General features: G+C 42.5%; 18 protein-coding genes and 1 riboswitch. Of the genes, 1 reads left to right on the forward strand and 17 read right to left on the reverse strand.

The genetic code is table 11. From position 1 onward, the window contains the following. Window positions 1–65 precede the first annotated feature (65 nt). The 8 genes from C7384_RS01505 to C7384_RS01540 all read right to left on the reverse strand — a co-directional run bounded on the left by C7384_RS01505 (window position 66) and on the right by C7384_RS01540 (window position 8,679). On the reverse strand, window positions 66–1,385 hold the full coding sequence (locus C7384_RS01505) for a 2-hydroxycarboxylate transporter family protein (protein ID WP_089937748.1): 1,320 nt from the start codon (window positions 1,383–1,385) through the stop codon (window positions 66–68). Window positions 1,386–1,474: 89 nt separating this feature from the next. After that, complete coding sequence (locus C7384_RS01510) at window positions 1,475–2,272, reverse strand: alpha/beta fold hydrolase (protein ID WP_089937750.1); 798 nt, start codon at window positions 2,270–2,272, stop codon at window positions 1,475–1,477. Next, a complete protein-coding gene (gene citG, locus C7384_RS01515) occupies window positions 2,272–3,672 on the reverse strand; it encodes a triphosphoribosyl-dephospho-CoA synthase CitG (protein WP_089937752.1) in 1,401 nt (466 codons plus the stop codon). Before citG ends, C7384_RS01510 begins: the two co-directional genes overlap by 1 nt. 62 nt (window positions 3,673–3,734) lie before the next feature. Beyond that, the gene (gene citF, locus C7384_RS01520; RefSeq protein WP_089937754.1) at window positions 3,735–5,273 is read right to left on the reverse strand and encodes a citrate lyase subunit alpha; all 1,539 of its coding nucleotides are present in this window, start codon (window positions 5,271–5,273) and stop codon (window positions 3,735–3,737) included. Next, window positions 5,263–6,174 (reverse strand): citrate (pro-3S)-lyase subunit beta, encoded by a 912-nt coding sequence (gene citE / locus C7384_RS01525; RefSeq protein WP_089937757.1) that lies wholly within the window; start codon window positions 6,172–6,174, stop codon window positions 5,263–5,265. Before citE ends, citF begins: the two co-directional genes overlap by 11 nt. Beyond that, complete coding sequence (citD, locus tag C7384_RS01530; protein ID WP_089937759.1) at window positions 6,174–6,467, reverse strand: citrate lyase acyl carrier protein; 294 nt, start codon at window positions 6,465–6,467, stop codon at window positions 6,174–6,176. Before citD ends, citE begins: the two co-directional genes overlap by 1 nt. Continuing rightward, complete coding sequence (gene citC, locus C7384_RS01535; RefSeq protein WP_089937761.1) at window positions 6,457–7,521, reverse strand: [citrate (pro-3S)-lyase] ligase; 1,065 nt, start codon at window positions 7,519–7,521, stop codon at window positions 6,457–6,459. Before citC ends, citD begins: the two co-directional genes overlap by 11 nt. A 6-nt stretch (window positions 7,522–7,527) precedes the next feature. Continuing rightward, on the reverse strand, window positions 7,528–8,679 hold the full coding sequence (locus C7384_RS01540) for an NAD(P)-dependent malic enzyme (protein WP_089937763.1): 1,152 nt from the start codon (window positions 8,677–8,679) through the stop codon (window positions 7,528–7,530). 271 nt (window positions 8,680–8,950) lie between these two features. On the opposite strand from C7384_RS01540, the gene C7384_RS01545 reads away from it, so the two are divergent. Further along, window positions 8,951–9,895: a sugar-binding transcriptional regulator gene (locus C7384_RS01545; protein WP_089937764.1), complete on the forward strand. Its 945-nt coding sequence runs from the start codon at window positions 8,951–8,953 to the stop codon at window positions 9,893–9,895. 29 nt (window positions 9,896–9,924) lie between these two features. Here the strand turns inward: C7384_RS01545 and C7384_RS01550 are convergent, their stop codons facing one another. The 9 genes from C7384_RS01550 to C7384_RS01590 form a co-directional block, all read right to left on the reverse strand. Further along, complete coding sequence (locus C7384_RS01550; RefSeq protein ID WP_089937766.1) at window positions 9,925–10,593, reverse strand: energy-coupling factor transporter transmembrane component T family protein; 669 nt, start codon at window positions 10,591–10,593, stop codon at window positions 9,925–9,927. Then, the gene (locus C7384_RS01555) at window positions 10,590–11,987 is read right to left on the reverse strand and encodes an ABC transporter ATP-binding protein (RefSeq protein WP_089937768.1); all 1,398 of its coding nucleotides are present in this window, start codon (window positions 11,985–11,987) and stop codon (window positions 10,590–10,592) included. The genes C7384_RS01550 and C7384_RS01555 overlap by 4 nt, the downstream gene beginning before the upstream one ends. A gap of 22 nt (window positions 11,988–12,009) precedes the next feature. After that, the gene (locus C7384_RS01560; protein ID WP_089937770.1) at window positions 12,010–12,582 is read right to left on the reverse strand and encodes an ECF transporter S component; all 573 of its coding nucleotides are present in this window, start codon (window positions 12,580–12,582) and stop codon (window positions 12,010–12,012) included. A 90-nt stretch (window positions 12,583–12,672) separates the two neighbouring features. Beyond that, window positions 12,673–12,763: riboswitch (TPP riboswitch) on the reverse strand. Window positions 12,764–12,805: 42 nt separating this feature from the next. Beyond that, complete coding sequence (locus C7384_RS01565) at window positions 12,806–13,672, reverse strand: alpha/beta hydrolase (protein ID WP_165806757.1); 867 nt, start codon at window positions 13,670–13,672, stop codon at window positions 12,806–12,808. Window positions 13,673–13,752: 80 nt separating this feature from the next. Further along, entirely contained in the window at window positions 13,753–14,769 is a 1,017-nt protein-coding gene (locus tag C7384_RS01570) for a glycosyltransferase family 2 protein (RefSeq protein ID WP_089937773.1), read from the reverse strand. A gap of 32 nt (window positions 14,770–14,801) precedes the next feature. Further along, complete coding sequence (locus tag C7384_RS01575) at window positions 14,802–16,904, reverse strand: ArnT family glycosyltransferase (protein ID WP_089937775.1); 2,103 nt, start codon at window positions 16,902–16,904, stop codon at window positions 14,802–14,804. A gap of 121 nt (window positions 16,905–17,025) precedes the next feature. Then, entirely contained in the window at window positions 17,026–18,360 is a 1,335-nt protein-coding gene (locus C7384_RS01580) for an FAD-dependent oxidoreductase (RefSeq protein WP_089937777.1), read from the reverse strand. Between the two features lie 82 nt (window positions 18,361–18,442). Further along, the gene (locus C7384_RS01585; protein ID WP_089937778.1) at window positions 18,443–19,012 is read right to left on the reverse strand and encodes a GNAT family N-acetyltransferase; all 570 of its coding nucleotides are present in this window, start codon (window positions 19,010–19,012) and stop codon (window positions 18,443–18,445) included. Window positions 19,013–19,075: 63 nt separating this feature from the next. Then, window positions 19,076–19,351 carry an HU family DNA-binding protein gene (locus C7384_RS01590; RefSeq protein WP_089937780.1) on the reverse strand — a complete coding sequence of 92 codons (276 nt, stop codon included), beginning with the start codon at window positions 19,349–19,351 and terminating at the stop codon, window positions 19,076–19,078. Window positions 19,352–19,506 lie beyond the last annotated feature (155 nt).

Here is a 19,506-nt window from a genome sequence, read left to right on the forward strand (position 1 = left end):
ATACTTTAGCTTGTGAATGAAAATTTAATCTAAAAATAAAAAAACAGCCGCAGCTGTTTTTCGTTTTAATGCATCAGGGCAACTAAGATTCCCGAAACCACCAGTACCAAGGCACCACCAATTCGGTTTCCCATCTGGGCAAAGGCAATCAAGTTCATTCGGTCAGAAGCCGCCAAAACTGAAACGTTTCCTGTTCCACCCATACTGTTGTTAGCAAGACCAGCGGCAATCACTGACTCAACTGGGTATAGGCCAAAGAGCTTACCCAAGAAACCACTAGCAAGTGAAATAGTAATAATACTAGTCAAGCAAAGAACCACAAACTGCCAGTTCAAGGCGCTCATTAACTGGTGAACGTCCAACAAGGATAGTCCAACCCCAGTCAACAAGGCATGGGTCATGTTCTTAACAATTAGTTGACCAAACATAACAGTGGCATCTTCATAGTACTTAGGCAAAATACCAGCCGCCTTAGCTAGCACAATCAACAAGATAATAAAGGCATAGGCGTTAACACCAGGCACGACCTTATTCAAAATTGTACCCAACATAAAGAAAGAAATTGAAACCATCATTCCAACACCCATCTGCATGTAATCAGGTACCAATTCAGCAGCTGGCTTCTTTTGCTGACTTTCTAGGTCATTTAGGATTTCCCCGTGACCGTTGTACTTGCTGTTAGCAAACAACTTAGAAATTAAACCAGCACTGATAATGGCCAACAAGTTACCCAAAACAACGGCTGGGAAAAGTTGTGACAAAATACCATTAGCTGAAACGCCCAAGGCCTTGGCATAAATACCTGACATAGGCACGATTCCAGCACCAACACCACCAGACATAATTGGCAATGATACGTACAAAATCGAGTGGTTAAAGCCAGCACCGATTAACATTCCCACTAATCCGACTACCAATCCAGTCACGGCCATTGAAATAAAGGCCACTGGCAGGAATCGAACCGCAGCTTTTAGCAATTCCTTACGATCCATTTTGAAAATTGAAGAAGCAATTAATGAGACGATATATAGCCCCAAGAAATCCATCTTATTAACAAAGGTTGAGGCTGTAACGACCACTGAATGCGGTACAACCCCTGTGGTGGCCAAAATAGCAGCCCCTAGGATGGTGAAAACCGCCCCACCACCTAGATAAGAACGAAAGATTGGTAAGTTCGCTCCCAAGTAGTACAAAATGTGTCCCATTAATACTAGGGCAAAAATTGCCCCAATCATGGTCTTGGGTAAGACATTATATCTAATCGCAATAATGAGCAATACACCCATCAAGAAATATGCAACTAGACCAATGCCACTGACCCGAATTTTATCCCATTTGCTCAAAAGCGCCTTAAACCCGCTCTGAGCCTCCTGATTATCCGTCATGTTTTCCTCCTAATGACACAGCATATAAGTTATACACGTCGCTCATTTTATCACATAAATGTGCAAAAAAGAACTTAAAAAAGCAACTATTATAACTTTTTTAACTGTAAAAATTTAACCACTTCTTCATTAAAAATCGCTGGACACTCTAAATGAATCAAATGCCCACTAGTTGGTACTACCACAATCGCCGAATCGCTATTTAACAAGGGTTTAATCGCCTCTTGATAGCCAACCGGCCACAAGGGAGATTGCCCCCCTACCATAAATAACTGAGGTAGCGTCACATCATACAAGCTACCACGCCAATCCTGACACAAATGGTTCACTAGCAGCGGATAAACCAAGTCTTCATTGAAAGGATGCAATTTTTTTTGTTCAATCAATTGCTTTTTCAAATCAGCTGCAACTGGCAAGGCGGTCATTTTATGATGCATGATAGTTGGCCCCAACAGTGGTAAATTTTCCCAACTGATATCAAACAAGCCATTTGGCCAATCTGGCGTATTTAATAATTGCGGTGATTCGTCCACTGCCACGACTGCTTGAACCTTAGTTTCCCCAAATAGCGAAAGATAGGCCCAAATAATACTGGCTCCCATTGAATGGCCAATCAAAACCACCTGGTCTAGTCCCAGGTAGGTTATCAATTCTTCTAAATCCGCAGCCAAGCGGCTAATTCGCAGATTTTTACTGGTTCGTGTTGATTGTCCATGACTACGCCAGTCCATTGTCACCACTCGATAACCCTGTTGACTAAAAAATTCGACCTGCTCCTGCCATTCCAACTGGGTACCAGAAAAACCAGCACCGAAAATTAAAGTTGTTCCCGTCCCACCGGTATCTTGATAGGCCAAGGATACGCCATCGTTTGTTTTAAAAAACATCACACTACTCCTTGTAAACGAGCCAAAAAGATGGTTAAGACCAAAGTATCGGCAGCCCCACCGAGGCTCAAATTCCGTTTAATAAAATCTTGATCTAGATTGGCTAAGAAGGTACGACCAGATTCACGCTGACTGCCTCCTAAAGCAAAATATTCAGCCGACCATGCCTGCATTTTGGCTAAAATTGCTGGACTCCCAGCTCTTTTTATTAGCGTTGAATCAGCTAATTGACCGGCGATTAACATTAAGGTATCCAGATAACGTTGATTATCACTACCACTTGCCTGGCCTAAAAATGGTAACGCTAATTCAAAGACCATCGGAAAAGCCTGGGCCGCCTCTCCTCGAATACCGGTCAATTGATAACGCTGATATTGCTGCTGCCCTGCCGTCAAATCTTCTTGATTAGCTAAGCCCTTTTGCAAATCAACAGTTAATAAATTAGCGGTCATTGCTTGAATAATCTGACGTAGTCGATCGGCACGACTGGGGCCATTTTTAGTAACTTGAGCCAAGGCCGCCACCATAATACCTAAGGAAAAAATTAAACCTTTATGGGTATTAACGCCCTTCGTTGCTAAATACATCGCCTGCTCCGCCCGTATACCAGCCTGGCGGACTTGTTCAAATAAAATCGTTAAATCCATTCCTTGAAAATTCTGTCCTAGCTCAAAGGCTCGTACAAAGTACGGTCTTAAGGCCAGACTACTATCAATAAAGGTAAAAGCCGTCATATCCTGATGGGCACCATTGCTGGCTGGATCAACCAGTCCAGGTTTAGGCGTCACCGTAACTTCATCCAATAAGGCCGCCAAAGCCGCATTGATGACTGTAGCTTTTCCCCAGTTAAATAGATAGAAGTTCTCTTGGTAGTAATTAGCATAAAGGCCATTAATGACCTGGTAAGCATCCATCAAGGAATGACGCTGGGCCTTAATACAACTTTTAGCCTCTTGATCACAAATCAAACAAGTCCGTGGCGCAAAGCCCAAATCTTGACGTGATAGTTGATATTTTTCATCTTTTCCGGCCATCAGGTCCACATCAAACAAACGTCCCAGTGGAAAATCATCTTCAAATTTGATGGTCAATTGTTTGAGCTGGGATAGGTCACCGGCAACCACCAAAAAGGCTTCCGGACCGGTAGTTAAAGCATTTTCCATCCGACTATGTTCAATCACTTGGCCGGTTAATTGACTCAGTAAAACTCGCCACCCGGTTTGAAAAATACGTGCCAAATAATCGTTATTTTTAATCGGACCCGGAATATTTAACTTAAAACTGATGACCACCTTATTAGGATAGCGTTGTTCTAATTGGTTTTGATAATGACTCCGCTTTTCACGCTGTAATAAAACAGCGCTTAAATCAGTGGATTGGCCCTTTAAGAAAATATTCATAAGCATCCTATAAAATTATGTACCCAGGCCAGTAAATGGCCCGGCTGTTGCATCAATAACAATTAATCTTTGACTTGCTTAATGACATCAATCAAAGTACCATCACGATATTCTGCCAAAGCAACTACTCGGTCAGTAAACTGCAATGGTTCTGGGGTTCCCACAATCTTTTGAGCCCGTTCTTGCAATTCTTCAATCGTATAGATTGGCAAACCAGGTACCTTGGAAAGCGCTTCAATTAAGTCAGTACGCTTAGGGTTAATCGCCAAACCAATTTCAGTCACAACGACATCAATTGAATCACCTGGTGTGATGACAGTTGTCACATCTGGCACGATAGTAGCAATTCGACCACGAACCAATGGCGCTGAAATAATCGTCAACTTGGCGGTAGCAGCATCTTGGTGACCACCAATGGCCCCACGAATGACTCCGTCAGAACCAGACATAACGTTAACATTGAACTTGGTGTCAATTTCCAAAGCGGACAAAATAGCAACGTCCAACTTATCGACCATTGCCCCCTTGTTAGCTGGATCAGCGTACCAAGAAGCATCAATTTCTTGTTGATTAGGGTTAGACTTCATTGAAAAGGCAGCGCCCTTATCAAAGTCTTGGACATCCATAATCTTTTTAACAAGACCTTCTTCTAACAAATCAATGGTTGGCTTGGTAATACCACCCAAAGCAAAGGAAGCTGTAATGTGATTATCCAACATGGCTTGGCGCAAGAAACGCGTAACCGCCAAAGCTGCTCCACCAGAACCAGTCTGGAAGGAGAAACCTTCCTTAAAGTATGGTGAATGAATGATGACATCATTGACCATCTTAGCAATCTGGAGTTCCTTAGGATCCTTGGTGAAACGAGTTGCCCCGGAACCAATCTTGTCTGGATCACCAACTTTGTCCACTTTAACGACATAATCAACTTGCGTTTGCTTAATTGAGGCTGGGGTATTTGGATAAGGCTTCAAATCATCAGTAATCAAAACCAAAGTATTGGCATATTGGGCATCCATCAAAGCATAACCCAAAGAACCAAAGGCCGTTTCACCATTCATACCGTTAGCATTTCCCATTTCATCGGCATTTGGTACACCCAAGAAAGCCACGTCAATCTTAATGTCACCATTTTCAATGGCCCGAGCACGACCACCGTGCGAACGGAAAATTACGGGGTTCTTCAAGGCGCCGTGAGAGACAACATCTCCCAAACTACCACGCATTCCTGAAGAAGTAATGTTGGTAACAACCCCCTTTTCAATCGCTTCAACCACAATGTCATTCATAACATTGGTCAAAGAAGAAGGCGCTAGCGTTAGATCCTTCAAACCATGGTCAATAATACTGCGCATGACCATGTTGAAGACAAAGTCTCCTTCACGGAAATGGTGGTGGAATGAAATCGTCATGCCATCGCGGACAGTCTCTTCCACAATTTTATCAATTGATTCCACAACCTTACTTGGACCAGTAGTTGCTCGAACTTTTGGCGCTACGCGTTGGTTGACTTGGTGACCATATTCAACGCTTTCAAAGGGCTTGTAACCAGTGCTGGCTAAAATTTCATCTGGTATTTCGCGATTCACTTTATTTTTCAATGTAGTTTCCCTCCGAATCCACTAAATTGTTAGCCTTAGCTAACCGCATTACACGTTCTGCCCGCAAAACGACTGGTCGATCAACCATCTGACCATTCATAGCAATTACACCAGAACCCTTACGACGGGCTTCTTCAATGGCAGCAATCACGTTTTGAGCGTTCAAAATTTCCTTGGCAGTTGGTTGATAAACTTCGTTAACCATCGCGATTTGGCGAGGGTTAATCAAGGACTTACCATCAAAACCAAGTTGGTGAATCAAGCGCGTTTCACGATAGAATCCTTCCGTATCATCCAAATTAGTAAAGACCGTATCAAAGGCAGCAATGCCAGCTGCTCGGGCAGCATGCAAAATGACATTACGAGCATAAAGCAATTCTTGACCGTCAGGGTAACGGTGAGTCTTCATGTCAGTAGTGTAATCCTCAGCTGATAGGGCGATACCAATCATCCGATCTGAAGCAGCCGCAATTTCATTGGCGTTGACCACACCTTGAGCTGATTCAATCGCTGCCATCAAGTGAGTTGAACCAACTTCACGACCGAATTCCTTTTCGGCAGATTCAACTAGTCGCTCTAATTCTTTAATCATTTCAGCGGATTCAACCTTTGGCAAACGGATAACATCAATATTAGCCTTAACCATGGCCTTAATATCATTTTGATAGAAAGGTGTGTCCAAGCCGTTGATTCGAACGACCAATTCAGCATTACCGTAATCAACAGTTTTTAAGGCTTCATAAACTAGATAGCGGGCAGCGTCTTTTTCGGTAATTGACACAGCATCTTCCAAATCAAACATGATTGAATCAGCACCGAAAATTCCAGCATCTTTGACCATGGCCGGGTTATTACCGGGCACAAACATCATTGTCCGACGTAAACGTTCTTCAGCAACCATTAAATCACCTTCCAATCTGGCTCATCAGCCATGTCCAAGGCCCGTTGCACAACCGTGATTGCTCGAGCCTTAACCACCATATCCAAGGCCCCTTTGTCAACGACTTTAACCTTGGCATCATGGATATCATAGGTATTTAATACATCAGTAATGGTGGCTTGAATAGCCTTTCCAAACTGTTTAGCGACATCAGAAACCAAATCAAATTCTAAGCCATTACTACCTTGGCTCAGCATAATTTGGATATCTGAGGATTCTAATGTTCCCGCCATAGCGGTTTTCTTAATTTCCATTAATCTGCTGTCCTTTCTCAATTCGCGCCTGTAATTGGGCTAAGTGTCCGGTGATAAATTGCCCAGTGGTAGCTGGTACAAGGTTTTCCCAACCAGCTTGATTGCCCTGAGCAATGGCCTGCCGAACGTCCCGAGCGGAGACAATTACTTGCTTGTCATCTGCTTGCAAACGAGGCACGATAATCACTTCAACTGCCGGTGGCAATTCTTTTTGCAGGGTTTCGTTATAAATATTGGTCGTATGCGATTGTGGTTCACTGCCCAGATAACGACGATTAATCCGTAAAGCCGGCGCAATCTTATTTTTAAACAATCGCGCATCTAAAGTAGTCTGATAGCCAATCACTTGGTCAGGATTCTTGATGAAATACGATGGAAAACTCAAGAAACTCACCATATAATCGCCGCCGTTAACTACGACTACATTTGGTAAATCAGCACAACCAGCAGCAACTAAGTCCATTCGTTCTTGGGTTGTAAAGAGCGAAGCATCCTGATTGACCACAAAAACATAAACAAAATCGTTGGCTTGAGCGGCCTGTTCAACTAAGTAGCGATGTCCCCTGGTAAAGGGATTAGCATTCATCACAATACTAGCAATATTTCGATCCGGTTGGGGTGCTTTCGGTAAGTTAGCTAAGTAATCATCAATATTGGGCGTTCCCCGTTCTAATATGACTCCGGTTGAACTATCCGCTAGACTTTTAAAGCCAACGTGTTCAAAACTAACCCGATATTCCGGCTTGGTGAAAACAAAAGCATGAAAGCGACCCCATTGGGCCATTTGATTTAATAAGGCTGTAATCAAAGTATTAAAGCGAGCGCCCTTTTGGTCACTACCCTTATCACAGACTGCGACATATTTGATTACTTCGTTGGCAATTGAACCTGTACCCACCAAGTTATCGACCTCGTCGTACATCCCCAAAGTGATTTCAATTTGGGCTAACTCCTCGGGCGCAAAATTATCAACCCCGCGAGCAGTTAAAAAATCTTCCCAGACCTTTTTAAACCGTGATTGCTGCAAATAAATTGGCCGAATAACTGCTGTCATAACTAATTAACCTTGAGCCTTAGCGTAATCAACCACTTTTTGGCTAACCGCAGCCACCACGCCTTCGCTAAAGACACCAGGAACGATATCATCTGCTGTAGGATTTTGAACCAAGTCGGCCAAACCTTGCGCAACATTGACTTCCAAATCCATGTCAACATGCTTCAAGTCGGTCTCTAACAGTCCCTTGAACAAGCCAGGGAATACCAAAACGTTGTTAACTTGGTTAGGCCACTGTGATGAACCAGTTGCCACTACGGCTGCGCCACCAGCTTTTGCCTCTTCTGGCAAAATTTCGGGTACGGGATTGGCCAAGGCAAACACAATCGCTTGATCAGCCATTTGGGCCACTTGCTCACTAGTCAAAACATTGGCATCCGACAAACCAATGAAAACGTCTTGTCCAGCAATCACTTCATCCAAAGTGGATCCTGGTGTTTGAACAACTTCTTGTGCAATTTGACGTTGGAATTCGTTATAACGCATATCATCAATATGCACGACCCCATGGATATCAACCAAGGTCAACTTTTTAGCACCAGCAGCTAACAAAATCTTAGCTGTGGCAACACCAGCGGCCCCCATTCCATTAATTAAAATGTTCATATCACTGAGATGCTTACCAACCACCTTCGCCGCATTAATTAAGGCAGCCAAAACAACAATGGCAGTTCCGGTTTGGTCATCGTGATAAACCGGGATATCCAATTCTTCGCTCAAACGCTTTTCAATGTTAAATACCCGTGGTGCTGCAATATCTTCCAAATGGATTCCCGCAAAAGAAGGCGCCATATTTTTAACAGTGTTCACAAATTCATCTTCACTAACCTGATCCAAAGCCATTGGAATGGCATCCACGTTGGCAAAGTTCTTGTAAATCAGTGCCTTTCCTTCCACAATTGGCAAACCAGCCGCTGGTCCAATGTTTCCTAGGCCCAAGACAGCTGATCCATCAGTGATGATTGGAATCAACTTCCCACTCATGGTATAAAGCTTCTTTTTTTGAGGATCAGCAGCAATTAACTTTGCTAAACCAGCCACTCCAGGAGTATAGGCCTCTCCTAAATCAGTATTGGTCTTAATATCGAATTCGGATTTGATGTCCAAAACCCCTTGATGAGCGGCGTGAATATTAAGGACTTCGTCCATATCTACCATGCATTATCTCCTTACTTTTTTCTAATCAATGTAACCTGCTTCACAATTATTATTTTAGTTGGATTGCTACCAAAAGTAAAGCTAAGTCTTTGAAAAATTAGATTAAATTATCTTATTTTTTAAAAATTAAAATAAATTTAGCTAAATTAAGCCCCCCAAAGGTAAAATCCGCATTAGCGATTAAGTGACTTATATCACTTTCTTTTTGCTTGTTAAAAAATGTTAGTTTATACTACTTAATAGATGAATTTAACGGGATGGAGATTCTTACATGGTAACCACTAATGTCCTAGCTCAAATCGCTGAGGACTACTATTTAAACAAAAAGTCTTTTGGTCAAATTGCCGAAAAATATGACCTCAGCCGCTATCTAATTAATAAATATCTCAATGAGGCAGTCAAAACTGGCGTGGTGAAGATTGAAATCACCGCCCTAGCCAGCCGTAATCCTCAACTTGAGCAAGTTTTTAAAGAGGAATTCCCGCAAACCAATTGCTATATCATCCAAGATAGCGCTACTTCAACGGCTACCGAGGAATCCCTATCTAAGTATGCTGCTAACCTCTTAGTCAAGCATTTACTCGATAATGACCATATTGTTGGGGCTGCTTGGGGGGATACCATGCTTAGCCTGGTCGAAAGTATTAGTACCGCGCCATTGGATCAGATAAAGTTCACCCAATTTATCGGCGATAATATGAAATACAATTCGATGGCCGGTGCCATGCCAATTGTCGAAAAAGCGGCTAAAAAAGTCGGCGGTGAGTTCCTAACTTTGCCAGCGCCGCTGTATTTAGCTAATGATGACTTGCGCCAAAACCTGACCCAGGAACCTTCTTTAGCCAATACGCTCAACATGGCCGCTAAAATGGATACCCTCATCACTGGGATTGGCACCTTGGGATCCTTACAGTCAATTCCAATTTGGCGCGACCATTTAGACCAACTTTTCCCTAATATAGCCAGCAAGCAAATTGTCGGTATGATTTATGGTCGGCCCTTTGATAACCAGGGACGGATTCTTAATCCAAACCAAGATAAGGTTTTTGGCCTGTCACTTGATCGCATTTTACAAGTGCCTAAGCGAATTTGTCTGGTTCGCAGTAAATCCAAGTCCCAAGCAACCCTGGGCGCTTTACGGGCTGGCCTCGTCACTGACTTAATTTTTAGCGAGTCACTGGCCTACCGGATTTTAAATGAAAATGATTATAGTTAAAAGCCGTTCAAATTAATTGAACGGCTTTTTTAGTAGATATGAAATAAAATAATGCTAATGGGCCAAACTAGGCTAACTACAACAATGATAAGCCAACCAAAAGGACGGTATGGATATAAACGATAATGAGACCGCTGGCCTCCTTCTTGAAAACCGCGGGCCGTCATCGCCATTGCTAGGCTTTCCGACCAAATTAAAGCTTGAATAATCGCTTTAAAATACAAGGTTGGCGAAAGAATTGATAAGGCCTGTCCCCGCATCAAGCCGGCCGCTCGAATACTTTGTAAGGCCTGTTTAAAACGAGGAATAAAACTTACTGCCCCTAAAATACCATAGACAAAGGTCGTCGACAGTCGTAAATTTTGCTCCAAAGAGGCCATTAATTCGTAGACATCTAATCGGTAACTAAACCAAGCACCGACATAGACAAAAGTTAAAATTCGACTGGCCATAACGCCACCAAAATGAAGATTTTGGCTGGCTGTTCCGGAACCGTACAGGTAAAAGGATAAAAACGTACCAATCATGGGGATTGCCGCCAAGAGTAAATAACCCAGCAGCCGTTTTACCGAAATCCGACGCCATAATAGTGAGAGAACACTTAAAAATACTAGCAAGAGATTGGCCCAAATCGACTGCGTAAAGGCCACTTCCAATGAAATAATCAAGGAAAATATAAAACGCTGCGTCAAATTCATGACCTTACCTCCTGACTATCGTTTAATTGTCCCGGCGTAAATACCAGATGATAATCCAAAATTGGGACTAAGGGCTGGATTTGGTGTGAAATAATTACTAATGACAAGTGGCAGTCCTTTTGCACAGTATCAATTAGGCTAACTAAGATTTGGGCACTCTTTACATCTAGTCCCGCCAAGGGTTCATCTAACAATAAAACATTCGGAGACATGATCAACATCAAAAGAACTTGTAGCTTTTTTTGTTGTCCACCTGAAAGAACATAAACCGATTGGCCACGATGGTTATCCAGTTGTAAGGTCGTTAAAACCTGATCCACTCTTTCCTGGGTCCAATAGTTTTTTTGATTAGAATGAGCTAGTACTTGCTTAATTTCTTCTTGAACCGTAATGGTTAAAAACTGCTCCCGGGCATTTTGGAAAACTAAGGCCACCTGTTTAAAATATTTTTTACGAGCAATTTTACTGACCAATTGTTGCTGATAAAATAACTCTCCTTGGTAGGGTTGTAATTTAGCTAAGGCCTTTAATAGGGTCGACTTTCCGACGCCATTGGGGCCAGTAATCAGACTGACTGCATTGGCAGCTATTTGTCCCTGATAATTTTCTAAGAGGCCCTGCCCCCCACTGCTCAGATTAAAAGCATTAAAGGTAAATAGTTCTGCCGATACCTGTGGTTTTGCTAAATGATAACTTTGAGACTGCCAGGCAAAATTTTCCCATTGTTTGGGCTCTTGCCATACTAACTGACGGTCTTTTAGCTGATATAAATTCGTAATCAGCGGTAGATAGCCTTGGGCATCGTGATCTGAAACCAAAATAGCATAACCCTCTTGAACCAATTCTTTTAAAAGAAGTTGTAATTCTGCCCGAGCCTTGGTATCAACGGCTGCAAAAGGTTCGTCTAACAGTAGATATTTAGCACCTAAGGCTAAGGTCTCTACTAGGGCAATTTTCTGGAGTTCTCCGCCCGATAATGTGATAAAGGAACGATGATAAAAATCAGCCATACCAACCTTATCTAAGGCCCAGGTAATTCGTCGGTCAATCTCTTCCGCCGGTAAAGCTAGATTTTCTAAAGCAAAGATTAATTCCTCGGAAACCGTCGGCATGGCAAACTGTTCATCTGGGTGTTGAAAAAGTAAGGCAACTTTTTCAGCCCGTTGATTAGCCGGTAATTGACTGACCGAAACTTGATCCAAGGTGATTTGTCCGTTAACTTGCCCGCCAAACTGCGGATATAGACCAGCCATGGCCTTCAAAAGGGTGGATTTGCCACTCCCTGAAGGTCCCATTAGGAGCGTGAATTCTCCCACAGACAAGGAAAAATCCAAGTTGTCAATAATCACAGTTTGATCATAAGCAAGGGTTAGCTGCTGGGTTACTAAAGCCATAACTTTCCTCTTTGATCATTCTTTATCGCTTTTTTAAAATTTGTGACCGTTCCAAAAGGTTCACAATCCAATAAACCAACACGCCCGCAAAAATAAAGATTGAGATAAAGCGGGCGATAAATAGGATCAAAAGCATGGACCAACTATAGTGCAGGTAGCCACTTTTAATCATTGACCAGGCAAAGGTGACAATCGTTCCCGTCAAAGTTGACAACCATAAACCAGTTTTCCAATTGCGATAGCCAGTTAAAGCAAAGCCTAATTCTGAACCGACCCCTTGAATCACACCAGACAACAAGGTGCTAACCCCAAAGGTCCCACCTAAAAGCATTTCACCAGCGGCACCCAATAGTTCCCCTAAGACATCGGCTCCAACTCGCCGTAGCAAATAACTGGCTAAGGGACCGGCCATCATCCAAGGACCTAAAGTTAATTCGTCATTGAGCGGCTGTAAACCAACGGCTCCTAAAAGCACGCCGGTAACCTGATACACTGAATCCATTAGCCAGTAAATCAAACCAAAGGCAATCCCAATTAAGGCTAACCAAATAACCTCTTGTAAATGCCAGCTCGTTGACTTTGTTTCTTGTTGCATGTTCATTCCCTCCATTTTGCAAGAGGAACCACTGTGGTTAACATAAAAACCACTGATTCCGTGCTAAAGAACACAGAAACCAGTGGTTTTTCATCCAGATTGCTATCTTCCTTCGCAGGTATTAACCTGACAGGTTCGATGGGTATAATCTCAACCAAAAGTGGTACCCCAGATATTATTTAACTTTTTTATCATACAATAAGTTATTTTAAATTACAAATTATTAGTCCCATAAAAATTTGATAACTGCTTGATCAACCGTACTATTTTCGTGGAGTTGGCTATGCTGGGCCTGTTTGCCCTTAATTAGTAATTCCCGGTATGAGTGAACCTGATCGCCCAATAAATATTTCAAAGACTGGGAAGAGACATTGGTAACACTGCCATCTGAGTGGCTGCCGTCTTCTAAATCACCATAAATATTTAATACATCAACAGTCGTCATATCAAAATTTTGACGATGATCTAGTAAATACTGATAATAGGATTTAATCAGCTCTGGACGTCCGTCTGCAGCTAGTTGATTTGAATTAGCTGGATCATCCATGGCACGAATCCCATTAAAATGCCCGGCAATCGCCACATATTTATTTAATTGTGGTAACTGTCGCTGCTGACCATAATCAGCTAGATAATACATCAGTGTCAAATTGCCCATGGAATGGGCCACCACATTGAATTTTTTAAAGTGATAACGTCCCTGTAAGCTGGTCATTACTTGATGAAAATTAGCAGCATTATGATGAAAATCGGAATTACGATTATCTTCATAGACTACCTGAATCACTGGTTTTTTCACCCCGGCTGACCAATTCCCCTCAAATTCAACCTCGCCATTTTTATTTACTCGGGCAATTAACACTCGCTGCACACCGGGTTGCTTTTGGGCCGCAGCAATCATATTTTTAGCTGAGTTATAAGTACCGCCATAGCCATGCAAATAAAAGGTTGGGACCGTATCAGCTGGTCTAGGGGTTAGTTCTTTTACTTGATCTTTGGGATGATAAAAACAAATCAAAGCACCCAACCCAATGATTGTAAGACCCAATCCCAGCCAGCAATAACGCCACCAATGTAATTTTTTAGTCATCATTTTATCCTCTTTGTATTGTAACTCCCATTATATCCTAATTAAACAGCCAGAAAAAAAGACCCCGCAGGGCCTTTTCACTAGTTAGCACTAACTGATTTATAAATTGAAATATCAGCTTGATTTTGTGGATCTTTCAGACCAGTCACATTTTCAATCTGGAAGCGAGGTCGTTGTTTAACTTCAGTAAAGATTTTACCGATATAAATACCAACAACACCAATTGCGATTAGATTAATCCCCCCCAGAAGCCAAATCGAAATCATCAAAGACGACCAGCCACTTTGGGGATTACCGAATAATTTTTCAAAAATGGTATAGATAATTTCAATACCGGCTACCCCAACCACTAAAACACCTAAATCAAAGAGGAAGCGAATTGGTTTAACGCTGAAACTAGTAATACCATCAATGGCAAAGGTCAACATTTTTTTCAACGGATATTTTGATTGACCAGCTTGGCGTTTACCACGTTCATAGGTCACCTCAGTGGATGGATAGCCTAACAAAGGTACCATTGCCCGTAAGAAGAGATTACGCTCAGGTAACTTCATCAAAGCTGCGACCGAAGTCTTACTCATCAACCGGAAATCGGCATGGTTAGGAATTAAATCAACCCCTAACCAAGCAGCAACCTTATAGAAGGCCAGTGCGGTATTGCGCTTAAACCAAGTATCGGTTTGACGACTGGAGCGAACCGCATAAACAATTTCATAGCCTTCATGGTATTTAGCGACCATTTGCCCGATAATTTCTGGATTATCTTGTAAATCAGCATCCAAGGTAATCACAATGTCCGCCAACTTACTGGCTTCAGACATCCCCGCTAATAGTGCCGGTTGATGACCGAAATTACGGGAAAGTTTTACCCCAATAATGTCCGAATTAGTAGCTTCATACTCATTGACTAAGGCCCAGGTGCGGTCTTTAGAACCATCATCAACAATCATGATAAAGCTATCAGCCGTAATGGCGCCACTCTTGACCAATTCCGAACGAATGATTCTTAATTTAGTCAACGTAATTTTTAAGACTTCTTGTTCATTATAGGCCGGTAAAATCAATCCTAAACGGGGAACTTTTTGTCTGATAATCATAGATGAACCTACCTTTCTAAATTGTAGCAGCCCTATTTAGCTTCTGATAAATCATATAGGGTTGTCGATGCCTGCATGCCGCCCTTAGCGCTGTTACTACTGGTTGACTGACTATTATTGTAATTAACTTTTTTACCGTTAGCTTCAACCCAGACGATAATTTTACCAATTTGTCCAGTGGAAGACTTGGAATGACCCCCACTAATAAAGTAACGAACTTGACCACTAGCAACCAATTGCTTAAATTGCGTCAAAGTCATCGTTGGATCGGTACCATTATAGCCACCAATGGCCATCACCGCTTTTTTAGATTTGATAATGTAACCTGAGGCCGAATTTGAATCCGCAGTAGCTGCCAGATACTTGGCCTGCCCTTGATGATCTTCTAAATAGCTAAGTAACTTGGTATCAACACTGCTACCCATCATATCTTGGCTGCCAGACTTAGCTAATAGCGATGGTCCAGCAAATGGAATCGCTGCTGAGTTATGAGCAATAGTTGGGGTTAGCGCCCACCAACCAGCCAATACCGTCACAACCAGTGCTGACAAAATAATCTTTACTCGGTGTAACTTTTGACTTGGTAACCACCACCAAGTCGATAAACCAAGGGCTACGATCATCAGGATAACTGCAATCACTGGGTAATAAGACCAAGCATAGTATGCCTGTAAGGCCACAGTTGATAAGATACCAGTTGTAATAATTCCTTTAGCCCAAATAGCCTTTTGACTACCTGCTGGCAGCAGTTTCTTAACAGCAACTACGCCAATGGCCGTCAATGCCGCAATGGCTGGCGCTAACATAATGGTGTAATAGGGGTGGAAGAAACCAGCTACGGAGAAGAAGCCGTAGATTGGTACTAACCAACCAGTCCAAAGAAGTACTTCTTTTTGCTGATCAGTAAACTGATACCATTTATTTTTACGATTACGGAAGGCAAACCAACCGCTTAGACCACCAATAATTGATAGTGGTAAGAACCAACCGATTTGTGATCCCAAATCAGCTTGGAAGAGTCGGAATGGACCAGCAGAACCGATGGCAAAGGCATTACCAATCCCACCAGCACCGCCACCCTTAGCATTCTTACCAGGACCACCAGTTTTACCATTAGCGCCACCAGGACCAGCATTAGTTGGCTTTTGACCGCCCGCTCCAGTTGGTGCACCAGTCGGCTTTTGCCCATTTCCACCAGGTTGGCCCCCATTGGTTCCAGGGCCGCCCGCTGGCATCTGACCAGCTTGTCCAGTAGGTGCTGTCATTTCGGCATTTTGAGTATTGCTATTTGACTTACTGTTCTTTTTAGTAGTGGTGCCCATTCCTGGAAAGGCACCGCCTTTACCAGTTGACTGCCCTAAGAGACGCTCCGTCCCGTTATAGCCAAAGGCCAATTCCAGCAAAGAATTACTTTGTGAACTACCAACATAGGGACGATTGTCCTTACTTACCGAATCCACGGCAGTTGGATAAGCCAGGGTGAAAATTGCTAAGGAAGCAAAACCAGCTACTAACCAGGTTAACTTCTTTTTCCAAGGAACCTTGATGGCCAACCAGTAATACAGCACCATGGCCGGCAAAATCATAAAGGCCTGCAACATTTTAATGTTAAAACTAATTCCAACTAGGGCAAAACTGAGTAAGATCAACCAGAAATTTTTCTTGGATACCGCCCGGCTCAAGATATAAACCGCTAAGAGTAAGGCAAAAATTAAGATAGCATCCATGTTATTGGTACGATTATTGGCCACTACCGTTGGCGTAATAGCTAATAACAAGGCGCCAATTCGACCAGCCCAGGGACCAAATTTAGGCGTCAACAATTGGTACATTAAATAGACGGAACCTATACCAGCTAAGACGCTGGGTAGGACAATTGACCAGCCATGTATCCCAAAAATTTTAGCTGAAATGGCCATGAACCACAGCGCTACCGGCGGCTTATCGACGGTAATAAAACCGGCTGGATCAAAGGCGCCATACCAGAAGTTATGCCAGCTTTGCGTCATCGACGTAATCGCGGCGGTGTAATAACTATTGGCATTGCCAGCATCCCAAATCCCCCAACCAAATAAAAATGCACTGAGGACCAGAATGCCGATTAAATACCAATCAAGCTTTCTGTTTCTATTCATGTTTTAGTGCCTCCATCAATTAATGTTGTAAGTTTACAAAGGAAGCATTAAAAATTAATTAAGTAAAAATAAGTTGAAAATTAAAAAAAACCAGCCGAAGCTGGTTTCATAGACTTTTTTATTAGGCTTGACTAGCTGCTGCAATTGCTACTGAAGAAATATAGTTAATTGGCTGGTCAAAGTTAGGCTGGAAGAAGAAATCAGTCATGGCTAACTGATCAATCGTCATCTTATTTTCAATGGCTAATGAAACCACGTTAGCAGCCTGACTAATATCGTGTTTGGATAAGAAAGCACCCCCAACGATACGACGAGTTTCTACCTCCCATGTCAAAGAAGCAGTCACCTTATCGGTGGTCAACATGAAATTAGGCCGGTAGTCTTCTTGAATAGTAACGGTCTGAGTTTTAACACCCTTTTTAACGGCACTGGCCTGATTCAGCCCAGTAGAGGCATAGGCCAAACCATAAAGTTCCACGGCCGAAGTTGCTTGAGTTCCCTGATAGGCAACCGTTGGTTTAACGATGTTCCGGCCCACCAAAATTCCTTGACGCACGGCATTGGTGGCCAATGGGATATAATCGTGTTCCTGCGTTGGATTGTAAAAGACAGTGCTAGCATCCCCTGCCGCAAAGACATCAGCGACATTCGTTTGCATATACTGATCTGTAACAATCGCCCCATTACCCAGCATATCCACTTGCCCTTCAAAGAGGCTAGTATTAGGCACAAAGCCAATACTTAAAATCGCAATATCAGCGGTATAAGAGCCCTTATCAGTTGTCACGGTAATACCTTGGTCACTTTCTTCAAAGCGCTCAACCCGTTGTCCCAAGGCCAATTCCACGCCGTGCTCTTGATAGGCCTTAGCAAAAACATCTGAATAGGTTTCATCAGTATTGTTTGCCAAAACACGATCCAAAGCATCAATCAACGTTACCTGCTTATCGTTGACCGAAAGTTGTTCAGCTAATTCGGCCCCGATATACCCGGCACCAATCACAATCGCACTCTTAATATATTCGCTAACCTTTTTCAAAGCATTGGCATCGGCCCAATTTTTAGCCAGGTAAACTTTGTCACTGTCAATGCCAGGCAAATTAGGTTTAACAGCTTTGGAACCAGTAGTAATTACGATCTTATCGAAGCTTTCTTCAGTTTGTTCACCACTTTGTAAGTCTTTAATAGTCAAAGCTTTGTCAGCTAAATCAGCCTTTTCCACCAAGGTGTGCATATGCACGTGCAAACCCTGTTTTGCTAAAGACTCTGGTGATTCATAAAACATCCGGTCTGGACTTGAAACGTGATTCCCAACCCACAGGGCAATTCCACAGGAAAGAAAAGACACCGTATCGTTTTTTTCATAAATATGAACTTCAGCATTCGGATTTTGAGCTAAAACTTCCTTAGCGGCAAAAACACCGGCATGGGTACTACCAATAATCGCAACTTTCATTTTGAACTCCTTCATATGATCAACTACGGAATAACTGAACCGACCAGATTGCTAATGAAAATATGAGCAATCTCTACGATAGTTATATCACACTTCTTTGCATGTGGCTATATTGATGCTGTCCAATCATTAATTGACCAACTGTTTCAAATCCAACCCGCTCATACAAACGCTGAGCCTTAGGATTTTGATCATCAACATTTAAACCAACCACTGGTAAATCAGCTGCTTGAGCTAATTGGTCACTAGCAGCCAATAACTGACCACCTATTCCCTTACCACGGGCAGTCTCAGCCACCACCAACGAATCTAAATACCATTCATTGGGATAAACCTCTGAATCAGGAAAAACTAATTCATCAATCCCATACTTTTCTAACAAAAATTGTTGAAAGGTTTGATCTAAAATTGGTTCGTCTTGGGCTGGATATCCAAACATAACCCCCAGTACTTCACCATTTTCCACGGCTACTTGGGCTCTTTGATAGCTGCAACGACTGTTAGGATCTGCTATAGCAACCTGATATAACAAATCTTGTATTTCCTGGTTAGATAATTGACTAAGTAAGGGTAACTCCATATCCTTAAAAATCGTCATTTCTAAAGCAATAATGGCCTGCTGATCAGCGATGGTGGCTGGTCGAATTTGCATGAGTGCTCCTTATCATTTGATAAAATAAAAAACGTACCCGAAGATACGTTTGTGTAAAATCAATTATTTAACAGCATCCTTCAAAGCCTTACCTGGCTTGAATGCTGGTACCTTTGATGCTGGAATTTGGATTTCTTCCTTAGTTTGTGGGTTACGTCCCTTACGGGCAGCGCGCTCACGTACTTCGAAGTTTCCAAAACCAATCAATTGAACCTTTTCACCCTTTTGAAGGGCTTCTTCAATTGAGCTCAATACAGCTGCAACTGCCTTGTCGGCATCCTTCTTAGTCAATCCAGTCTTCATTGCAACTGAATCAATTAACTCTTGCTTATTTGCCATTCCTTTTCTCCTATAAGAAAATATTTTTTATTTCGTCACTAGAATTAATCGTATCCCAGCTCATGAAAGGCATAGCTATACCGTCCATAGAAATAGGATAGCACAGGCAACGTTGAATGTGTACCCCTTTTGCCTAATCTAACGGCTTTTTACGC

The sequence above is a fragment of the Convivina intestini genome, from assembly GCF_003096575.1.
Lineage (GTDB): Bacteria > Bacillota > Bacilli > Lactobacillales > Lactobacillaceae > Convivina > Convivina intestini.

Bases quoted from the DNA above. Each gene is read 5' to 3' on its own strand.
- C7384_RS01505 (WP_089937748.1), bottom strand. From the start codon at position 1,385: ATGACGGATAATCAGGAGGCTCAGAGCGGGTTTAAGGCGCTTTTGAGC.
- C7384_RS01510 (WP_089937750.1), bottom strand. From the start codon at position 2,272: ATGTTTTTTAAAACAAACGATGGCGTATCCTTGGCCTATCAAGATACC.
- citG (WP_089937752.1), bottom strand. From the start codon at position 3,672: ATGAATATTTTCTTAAAGGGCCAATCCACTGATTTAAGCGCTGTTTTA.
- citE (WP_089937757.1), bottom strand. From the start codon at position 6,174: ATGGTTGCTGAAGAACGTTTACGTCGGACAATGATGTTTGTGCCCGGT.
- citD (WP_089937759.1), bottom strand. From the start codon at position 6,467: ATGGAAATTAAGAAAACCGCTATGGCGGGAACATTAGAATCCTCAGAT.
- citC (WP_089937761.1), bottom strand. From the start codon at position 7,521: ATGACAGCAGTTATTCGGCCAATTTATTTGCAGCAATCACGGTTTAAA.
- C7384_RS01540 (WP_089937763.1), bottom strand. From the start codon at position 8,679: ATGGTAGATATGGACGAAGTCCTTAATATTCACGCCGCTCATCAAGGG.
- C7384_RS01545 (WP_089937764.1), top strand. From the start codon at position 8,951: ATGGTAACCACTAATGTCCTAGCTCAAATCGCTGAGGACTACTATTTA.
- C7384_RS01550 (WP_089937766.1), bottom strand. From the start codon at position 10,593: ATGAATTTGACGCAGCGTTTTATATTTTCCTTGATTATTTCATTGGAA.
- C7384_RS01555 (WP_089937768.1), bottom strand. From the start codon at position 11,987: ATGGCTTTAGTAACCCAGCAGCTAACCCTTGCTTATGATCAAACTGTG.
- C7384_RS01560 (WP_089937770.1), bottom strand. From the start codon at position 12,582: ATGCAACAAGAAACAAAGTCAACGAGCTGGCATTTACAAGAGGTTATT.
- C7384_RS01565 (WP_165806757.1), bottom strand. From the start codon at position 13,672: ATGACTAAAAAATTACATTGGTGGCGTTATTGCTGGCTGGGATTGGGT.
- C7384_RS01570 (WP_089937773.1), bottom strand. From the start codon at position 14,769: ATGATTATCAGACAAAAAGTTCCCCGTTTAGGATTGATTTTACCGGCC.
- C7384_RS01575 (WP_089937775.1), bottom strand. From the start codon at position 16,904: ATGAATAGAAACAGAAAGCTTGATTGGTATTTAATCGGCATTCTGGTC.
- C7384_RS01580 (WP_089937777.1), bottom strand. From the start codon at position 18,360: ATGAAAGTTGCGATTATTGGTAGTACCCATGCCGGTGTTTTTGCCGCT.
- C7384_RS01585 (WP_089937778.1), bottom strand. From the start codon at position 19,012: ATGCAAATTCGACCAGCCACCATCGCTGATCAGCAGGCCATTATTGCT.
- C7384_RS01590 (WP_089937780.1), bottom strand. From the start codon at position 19,351: ATGGCAAATAAGCAAGAGTTAATTGATTCAGTTGCAATGAAGACTGGA.